This window comes from Arthrobacter sp. 2RAF22, from assembly GCF_052115325.1.
Lineage (GTDB): Bacteria > Actinomycetota > Actinomycetes > Actinomycetales > Micrococcaceae > Arthrobacter.
The window spans coordinates 1-9,383 of record NZ_JBFRGL010000027.1 but is presented as its reverse complement, the minus strand read 5'-3'; the positions used below and the strand labels follow the sequence as shown (position 1 = coordinate 9,383).

The window sequence follows — 9,383 nt, the reverse complement described above, 5'->3', positions numbered from 1 at the left end:
CCAGGTGGGGACGTGGACGCCGTTGGTGACGGAGGTGATGGGGATTTCGGAGTGGTCGAAGCCTGGCCAGAGCCCGGAGAACATCTCGCGGGAGACCACGCCGTGGAGTTTGGCCACGCCGTTGGCACGCTGCGCCAGGCGCAGGCCCATSACGGCCATGTTGAAGACCGCGGGGTTGCCGCCGTCGTAGTTTTCCCGGCCCAGGTCCAGGACCTTCTCCACGGGCACGTCCGGGGCCAGKCCGGCGTCGAAGAAGTGCCTGATCTGCACGGCCTCGAAACGGTCGATGCCGGCCGGYACCGGGGTGTGGGTGGTGAACACCGTGGACGCGCGCCCGGCGGCMAGGGCTTCGGACCAGCTCAGCGGGGCCTCGGTGGACATGAGTTCCTGGATGCGTTCGATGCCCAGGAACCCGGCGTGGCCTTCGTTGGTGTGGAACACTTCCGGGGCCGGGGTGCCGGTGAGGCGCTGGTAGACGCGCAGCGCCYTCACCCCGCCCATGCCCAGCAGCAGTTCCTGCTGCAGGCGGTGGTCACCGCCGCCGCCGTAGAGGCGGTCCGTGATCCCGCGCGCGGCGTCGTCGTTGGCCGGAACGTTCGAATCGAGCAGCAGCAGCGGCACGCGCCCGACGTCGGCCCGCCAGATGTGCGCGTTGAGCTTGCGTCCGTTGGGCAGCGGCAGCGAGATCGTCACAGGCTTGCCTGTGCCGTCCTCGGACGGTTCGCGCAACAGCGTCAGGGGCAGGCCGTCGGGGTCAAGGACCGGGTAGGTCTCCTGCTGCCAGGCGTCCCGGGACAGGGACTGCTTGAAGTAGCCCGCCTGGTACAGCAGCCCGACGCCGATCAACGGCACGCCCAAATCCGAGGCTGCCTTCAGGTGGTCACCGGCCAGGATCCCGAGCCCGCCGGAATACTGCGGAAGAACCTCCGTGATGCCGAACTCAGGCGAGAAATACGCGATGCACGCCGGAGCATCCGGACCCAGGCCCTGGTACCAGCGCGGCTCACTCAGGTACCGGTCCAGATCCGCGGCAGCATGCTGAACACGCTCTACAAGTTCATTGTTGGAAGCAAGTTGGTCCAGCTGATCGCGGCTGATTGACCCCAGGAGGCTTATTGGATCGTGATGGCTCTCCTCCCACAATTCCTGGTCAAGGCTTGCAAAGAGCTCGCGCGTAGCCCGGTGCCACGACCAGCGCAGATTTGTCGCGAGACGAGCCAACGGCCGGATCGGTTCGGGGAGCAGTGTACGGACTGTAAACCTTCGGATTGCCTTCACGAGCGCCAGACTAATCCACTCGGTGGACGGCAGGAACAGCTTTCGGTTTCTTTTAGGTAAATGACACATTGCGCGGAAGAGTCTGGGGTACCTCTTCGCAAAATGTGATTTTTCTCGCTAACGTCGAGGTTGTGACCACTACTGCAGCACCGCGATCCAGCTCAGCATCCAAGTCCAAGCAGAAGGCCGGTATCACCGAGGGTCTTAAGTTCGGCAGATTCCCGATCACGGCCGTGCAGCCCGTCATCGAGGAAGGCCGGTTCCCGGCCAAGGCCTTGCCGGGTGAAGATTTGGTGGTTGGCGCCACGGTCTTCCGCGAGGGCCACGACCAGCTGGGGGTGAGCGCCGTCCTGCTGGACCCCAAAGGCAAAGAACGCCAACGTGTCCGGCTTGCCCCGGCCCCGGGTGAGCGTGGCAAGGGAACGGACCGTTGGGAGGGCCTGCTGACCCCAACGGCGCCTGGAGCCTGGACCTTCGCAATCGAGGCCTGGCACGACCGCTACGGCACGTGGCACCACAACGCCGAAGTGAAGGTCGAGGCCGGCATCGACGTGGAGCTGATGCTCGCTGAGGGCGTCGCCCTGCTCGCGGAAGCCGCAGCCGAAAGCACGCGAAATGCCGCAGACAAACGCATCCTTCGCACTGCCTCCGAAGGCCTCGCCGACACTTCGAGGACTGCCGAGGAGCGCCTTGCCGCCGGCTTCAGCCCAGAGGTCGCGGCCGTCGTCGAACGCCAGCCGATCCGTGAGCTGGTGACCGTCTCGGAACAATACCCACTCCTCGTGGAGCGTGACCTCGCCGGCCGCGGGGCCTGGTACGAATTCTTCCCCCGCTCCGAAGGCGCCGTTTTCGATCCCACCACGGGAACATGGACTTCAGGCAACTTCACGACGGCGGCCAAGAGGCTCGACGCCGTCGCGGACATGGGCTTCGACGTCATCTACCTGCCGCCCATCCACCCGATTGGCTTCCAGCACCGCAAGGGGCGCAACAACACCTTGACTCCGGGTCCCCAGGATCCCGGCTCGCCGTGGGCCATCGGCTCGGAAGCCGGCGGCCACGATGCCATCCATCCTGAATTGGGATCCTTCGAGGATTTCGACGCTTTCGTGGCCCGCGCCAATGAGCTGGGCCTCGAGGTCGCGCTGGATTTGGCCTTGCAGGCCGCCCCGGACCACCCCTGGGTGAAGACCAATCCGGAATGGTTCACCACCCGGGTTGACGGCAGCATCGCCTATGCCGAAAACCCGCCGAAGAAGTACCAGGACATCTATCCGCTGAACTTCGACAACGATCCCGCCGGTCTATCGAAGGAAATCCTGCGGATCGTCTTCCTGTGGGTAAGCCACGGCGTGAAGATTTTCCGCGTGGACAATCCCCACACCAAGCCTGTGTGGTTCTGGGAATGGCTGATCGCCAAGGTCAACAAAAAGCACCCCGACGTCGTCTTCCTCGCCGAGGCGTTCACCCGCCCCGCGATGATGCATGCCCTTGGCCGGGCAGGTTTCCAGCAGTCGTACACGTACTTCACGTGGCGGAACACCAAGACCGAACTGGAATCGTATTTCCAGGAGGTCAGCCACGAATCTCCGGCGTACTTCCGGCCGAATTTCTTCGTCAACACCCCGGATATCCTCACCGAATACCTCCAATACGGCGGCCCGGCCGCGTTCCGCATCCGCGCCGCACTGGCAGCCACGGCCAGCCCGCTCTGGGGCGTCTACGCCGGATTCGAGCTGTACGAGCATGTGGCGCGTCCCGGCGCCGAAGAGTACATCGACAACGAGAAATATGAGTTCAAGGACCGCAACTGGGATGCAGCGGCGGCTTCCGGGCACAGCCTCGCCCCGTACATCACACGGCTTAACGCCATCCGGAAGGCCCACCCGGCCTTGGGTGATCTGCAGAACCTGACGTTGCATCACAGCACGGATGACGCCACCATCGTGTTCTCCAAGCACAAGACCTTGCCCGACGGCAGCAAGGACACCCTGATCATCGTGGTAAACGTCGATCCCCACGGCACCAGGGAAAGCACCGTGACGCTGGATCTGTCCGCTCTTTCGCTGGATCCATCCGACTTCACCGCCAACGGACGATTCTGGGTGGATGATTTGGTCAGCGGCGAAAGCTGGGAGTGGGGCGAGTACAACTACGTCCGGCTGGACGCCCATGTAGAACCGGCACACATTCTCAATATCCGGAGGTAGCCTTAGTGAGCTTCAATCCGCAGGGTCAGAGTCAGTACTTCACGCCGAAGAACACTTTCGAGCTGAACGCCCCGGGTCTTCAACACGACCCTCATTGGTATCGGAAGGCGGTCTTCTACGAAGTGCTGGTGCGGGCCTTCGCGGATGCGAACGGCGACGGTTCTGGTGACTTCCACGGACTGATCGACAAGCTGGATTACCTGCAGTGGCTCGGAGTGGATTGTTTGTGGCTGCCGCCGTTTTTCGATTCGCCTTTGCGCGACGGCGGTTACGACATTTCCGATTACACGTCCGTTTTGGACGAGTTCGGTACCATCAGCGACTTCAAGCGGCTCGTGGCCGAAGCGCATGCGAGGGGCGTCAGGGTCATCATCGATCTCCCGCTGAACCACACCTCGGACCAACACCCTTGGTTCCAGGAATCACGCAAGAACCCGGACGGCCCGTTCGGCGACTTCTACGTGTGGAGTGACACCGACGAGAAGTACCAGGACGCGCGCATCATCTTCGTGGATACGGAAGAGTCGAACTGGACGTTCGATCCTATCCGCCGGCAGTTCTTCTGGCACCGGTTCTTCAGCCACCAGCCCGACCTGAACTTCGAAAACCCCAAGGTCATCGAGGCCGTCCACGACGTCGTCAAGTTCTGGCTGGACCAAGGCATTGACGGATTCCGGGCAGATGCCATCCCGTACCTCTTCGAAGAAGAGGGCACCAATTGCGAGAACCTGCCGGCCACCCACGGCTTCCTGCGGGATCTGCGCAAGATGGTGGACGAGAACTACCCGGGCCGAGTGATCATCGCCGAAGCGAACCAGCCGCCGCACGACGTCGTGGAGTACTTCGGCACGGAGGAAGAACCGGAATGCCACATGGCCTTCCACTTTCCCATCATGCCGCGCTTGTACTACGCACTCCGCGACCAGAAGGCCGCACCCATCATCGAGACGCTCCGGGATACCCCGGGAATCCCTGCCGGCGCGCAATGGGGTACGTTCCTGCGCAACCACGACGAACTCACCCTGGAGATGGTCACCGCCGACGAGCGTGCCGCCATGCTGGGCTGGTACGCCCCGGACCCGCGCATGCGGGCCAACATCGGTATTCGGCGGAGGCTCGCCTCGCTGCTGGACAATTCCCGTTCCGAGATCGAGCTGATCAATGCGTTGCTGCTTTCCCTGCCCGGCAGCCCCTTCTTGTACTACGGGGATGAAATCGGGATGGGAGACAACATCTGGCTTGACGATCGCGACGCGGTCCGCACGCCGATGCAATGGAACCCCGACCGCAACGCGGGTTTCTCCAACGCAGATCCCGGAAAGCTCTACCTCCCCGTCATCCAGTCGCTGGTCTACAACTACAGCATGGCGAACGTCGAGGCCGAAGCAGCCCATTCCGGCTCGCTCCTGCGCTGGACACGCCAGATCCTGAGCGTGCGGAGGAACCACCCGGCCTTCGGGCTAGGCGACTTCAAACACGTTCCGGCGGACCACGAGGTGGTTCTCGCCTACATGCGTGATCTCCGGGAGGACAATCCGGAAGGCGAGGATGCCGAATCCATCCTCTGCGTTTTCAACCTGTCCCAACATCCGGTTGCCACAACCCTGGATATCCCTGAATACGCCGGAAGGGGCCTGAGGGACGTGTTCGGCGGCCAGCCGTTCCCGGGGATCGGCGCCGACGGCTCCCTCACCCTCACGCTCGGTAGCCACGACTTCTTCTGGCTCCGGATACGTTCGGCAGGTTCCACAGGCTCCTCGCCGTACACCCAGGCCATCCCAGTGCTTTCCATCGAAGGCTGACATGAGTCACATGGCACCCACCACGGTCCTGGCCCCCCTGCTCAAGGAATGGCTGCCCCGGCAGCGCTGGTTTCCGGTCAAGGCAGGGTTGTTCGAACTGGATTTCGTCGGCTCGTTCGGTCTTCCTGCGCCCACCTCCGGGACCGCCTTGGAGGTCCAGCTGATCTCCGTCGCCTACGCCACGGCCGATGGAGGGAGGCAGACAGACATCGTCCAAGTGCCGCTCAGCTTTCGCTCCGCGCCCTCCGCCGCCTTGGCAACTGCCTCGGTGGGCCAGATCGGTGGAACAAGCGAGCAGGATCTGCCTCTCTGGGTATACGACGCCCCGCACGATCCTGAATTCGTGACGGCATGGCTGGATCTGATCCGGGGCCAGGCCACCGCCGATCCCGGAGTGGGGGAGTGCACCGCGAGCGGACATACGGTGCCGGGCGGCCTGCGGCTGCCCACCGCCTCAGGATCCGTGCGGGTGTCTTCCGGCGAGCAGTCCAATACTTCGGTGATCGTCGACGATGGCGTGTCCGCGGCGATCGTGAAGATCTTCCGGGTCCTGTCGGTCGGCAAAAACCCCGAGGTGGAGGTCGGTGCGGCCCTGACCTCGGCGGGAACGAAGGAAGTGCCGTCCACCCTAGGGTGGATCACGGGAACCTGGGAGGTGTGGACGCCCCAGGGTCGCCACGGAACAGCCTCGGCGGATTTCGCCGTTGCCCACGAGTTCCTTGCCGGCGGGCAGGACGCTTGGCGCCTCGCCGTCGACGCCGCGGCATCAGGCAAAGACTTCGCCGCCGAAGCCCGGCAACTGGGCCAAGCGACTGCCACCGTGCACTTGCGCCTCGCGGAAACCCTCGGAACCGCCACGGAACGCGTTCCGGGCCAGGACATCGCGCCCGAAGTAGCCCGGCGCGTCCGCCAGTCGTGGGCTGAGGCGGGCACCGCCGTCGGGCCCCATGAGCAGCAGCTCGAGGCACTCCTGGCGCAATTGTCGGGCAAGGAAGCCGGAACCCTGCAGCGCATCCACGGAGACCTTCACTTGGGCCAGATCCTTTTGGTGCCTGGCGCCGCGGGCGAACCTGCGCGGTGGGCGATCCTGGACTTTGAGGGCGAACCCCTGAGGCCGATTGAACACCGTAACATTCCCGACGTTCCCCTGCGGGACGTCGTCGGGATGCTGCGGTCCTTCGACTATGCGGCCGGTGCGGCCATCCGCGAGAACCCGGGCGCCCGGGTTCCCGCCACGTGGGTTGACGACTGCGCCGAGGCCTTCCTGGCTGGCTACAGCGACATCACCCCTGGAACGATTGACCGCCGCTCGCCGCTGTTTGTGGCATTGTGGCTGGACAAGGCCTTGTACGAGGTGATCTATGAGCTGCGGAACAGGCCGGACTGGTTGCCCATTCCGGTCAATGCTTCGCGGCAGCTCCTCGGAAACACGAGCCCCGGCACGGATGCCGCGGCGACATCGGAAGGTAAGGAAATGACAGGCTCAGCACGTACCGAACGGCCCCGAGTCCCGCTGTATGTGGACGCCGCTACCCTGGGCCGGGTGGCCGCTGGTGCGCACCACGCCCCGCACTCGGTGCTGGGCGCCCACCTTGACGACCACGGTCACGTCACCATCCGTACGGTCAAGCACCTCGCTGCGGAGGTATCTGTGGTCACCGAAGCCGGTTCCACCCCGATGACCCACGAGACCGACGGCATCTGGGTGGCTGTCCTCGAACCGCTGCAGCAAGGCCACGTACCGGACTACCGACTCGACGTCGTGTACGGCGATTCCGCGCCCGTGACGATCAACGATCCCTACCACTACCTTCCAACCGTCGGGGAAGTGGACCTGCACCTCATCGGAGAAGGCCGGCACGAACGGCTTTGGGACACGCTGGGCTCCCACGTCCAGCACTACCGCTCCCCGCTCGGCGATGTGGACGGCGTCTCCTTCGCCGTCTGGGCCCCCAACGCACAGGCAGTCCGCGTCAAGGGTGACTTCAACTCCTGGGATGGGCGTGAGCACGCCTTGCGCTCACTCGGGTCTTCAGGCGTCTGGGAGGTCTTCATCCCGGGCGTTATAGCAGGGGCGTGCTACAAATTCGAGTTGCTCACCAAGGCCGGACACTGGGTGGAGAAAGCCGACCCGCTCGCCTTCGGCACCGAAGTTCCGCCCTTGACCGCGTCACGCGTAGTGGAGTCCGGCTACCGCTTCAAGGACGACGCCTGGATGACCGCGCGCGCCAACAAGGATCCGCACAACTCGCCCATGAGCGTGTACGAGGTCCACCTTGGTTCCTGGCGCCTTGGCCTCGGGTACAAGGAGTTGGCCAAGGACCTCGTTGAGTACGTGAAGTGGCTCGGGTTCACCCACGTCGAGTTCATGCCGGTGGCCGAGCACCCCTTTGGCGGTTCATGGGGCTACCAAGTCACGTCCTACTTTGCTCCGACCTCCCGGTTCGGGCATCCGGATGAATTCAGGTTCCTTGTCGATTCGCTGCACCAGGCGGGCATCGGCGTCATCTTGGACTGGGTCCCCGCGCACTTCCCGAAGGATGCCTGGGCCCTCGCCCGTTTCGACGGCGAACCACTGTACGAGCACTCCGATCCCAGGCTCGGTGAGCACCCGGACTGGGGCACGCTCATCTTCGACTTCGGCCGCACCGAAGTTCGCAACTTCCTGGTCGCGAACGCGCTCTACTGGCTCGAGGAATTCCATATCGACGGACTCCGCGTGGACGCCGTGGCCTCCATGCTCTACAGGGACTATTCGCGAGAGGAAGGGGAGTGGTTCCCCAACGTCCACGGTGGACGCGAGAACCTGGAAGCGATTTCGTTCCTCCAAGAGGTCAACGCCACGATCTACAAGACCCACCCCGGCGCAGTGACCATTGCCGAGGAATCCACCGCATTCCCCGGTGTCACCGCGCCGACCAACCACGGTGGCCTCGGATTCGGCCTCAAATGGAACATGGGCTGGATGCACGATTCCCTCAAGTACATCTCCGAAAACCCGGTGAACCGCCGTTGGCACCACGGCACAGTGACGTTCTCCATGGTCTATGCCTTCACGGAGAACTTCCTGCTGCCGATTAGCCACGACGAGGTAGTGCACGGCAAAGGATCCATGCTGCGCAAGATGCCCGGCGACCGTTGGCAGCAGCTCGCCAACCTGCGGGCGTTCATGGCGTACCAGTGGGCCCACCCGGGCAAGCAGCTCATCTTCATGGGCACCGAATTCGGCCAAGAGGCCGAGTGGTCCGAACAGCACGGGCTCGACTGGTTCCTTGCCGACATCCCGGCGCACCGAGGACTGCAATTGCTCACGCGCGAGTTGAACACGCTGTACAGCTCGACGCCGGCCCTTCATGTCCGGGACAACGAGCCCGGCGGTTTCCAGTGGATCAACGGCGCGGACGCGGATCGCAACGTACTGACCTTTATCAGGTGGGACCACGACGGCAACCCCTTGGTGTGCGCCGTGAATTTCTCGGGAGGCCCGCACCAGGACTATGTGCTCGGCGTCCCGGCCGCCGGCGCATGGCAGGAAGTACTCAACACTGACGCCGAGGTCTACGGAGGCTCGGGTGTGATCAACAGCGGTCAACTTCTTGCCACCGCACCCGGGGCGGAAGGGCTGCCTGCGGCACTGACTGTCACCTTGCCGCCGCTCGGAGCCTCTTGGTTCGCGCCTGTGGGGTAGTTGTCCTGTTTGCGTGAGGGTGAAGCTTGCCTGAGGGTGAAGGGTCCGGAAAACTTTGAGTTACCGGGCCCTTTGCGTGGGATCTCAGGGGCGCCTGCTGGAGCGTAGGAAGCCGCCCGGAGGGGGTTTTGCCTCCCCGGTGAAGTGGTGGTATAGTTAGTACCCGCGCTACTCCCCAGTGGAGATCGGTGAAGTTGACTGAGTTCCTCGTGAAAATCAAGTCAAGAACGCTGATTTGACTAGGAGGCAAGCAGCCGGTAAGTTTGGAAAGTTGCTCCGGAGCGAGTCTGGGCCCTTTGGTGGGTGTGGGTGGTGCCGGGTGTGTCTGTTGTTTGAGAACTCAATAGTGTGCCAAGTTTGTTGATACCGATTTGTTTTTATGAATTGGTTGATTTTGCCGGGCCT

4 protein-coding genes are annotated in these 9,383 nt (G+C 63.5%); 3 read left to right on the top strand and 1 reads right to left on the bottom strand.

Annotated features, from left to right (window positions below):
* On the bottom strand, positions 1–1,278 hold a 1,278-nt coding region (gene glgP, locus AB4068_RS15580), incomplete at its 3' end, for an alpha-glucan family phosphorylase (protein WP_441433856.1).
* A gap of 131 nt (positions 1,279–1,409) precedes the next feature.
* Here glgP and AB4068_RS15575 point away from each other — a divergent pair.
* The 3 genes from AB4068_RS15575 to AB4068_RS15565 are packed head-to-tail and all read left to right on the top strand — an operon-like array spanning position 1,410 to position 8,978.
* Positions 1,410–3,488, top strand: coding sequence for an alpha-1,4-glucan--maltose-1-phosphate maltosyltransferase (locus tag AB4068_RS15575; RefSeq protein WP_441433855.1), 2,079 nt, complete (start codon positions 1,410–1,412; stop codon positions 3,486–3,488).
* Positions 3,489–3,493: 5 nt separating this feature from the next.
* Positions 3,494–5,290: a maltose alpha-D-glucosyltransferase gene (treS, locus tag AB4068_RS15570; RefSeq protein WP_284992057.1), complete on the top strand. Its 1,797-nt coding sequence runs from the start codon at positions 3,494–3,496 to the stop codon at positions 5,288–5,290.
* Between the two features lies 1 nt (position 5,291).
* Positions 5,292–8,978 (top strand): 1,4-alpha-glucan branching enzyme, encoded by a 3,687-nt coding sequence (locus AB4068_RS15565; protein WP_441433854.1) that lies wholly within the window; start codon positions 5,292–5,294, stop codon positions 8,976–8,978.
* Positions 8,979–9,383: the final 405 nt, after the last annotated feature.

Bases quoted from the DNA above. Each gene is read 5' to 3' on its own strand.
- AB4068_RS15565 (WP_441433854.1), top strand. From the start codon at position 5,292: ATGAGTCACATGGCACCCACCACGGTCCTGGCCCCCCTGCTCAAGGAA.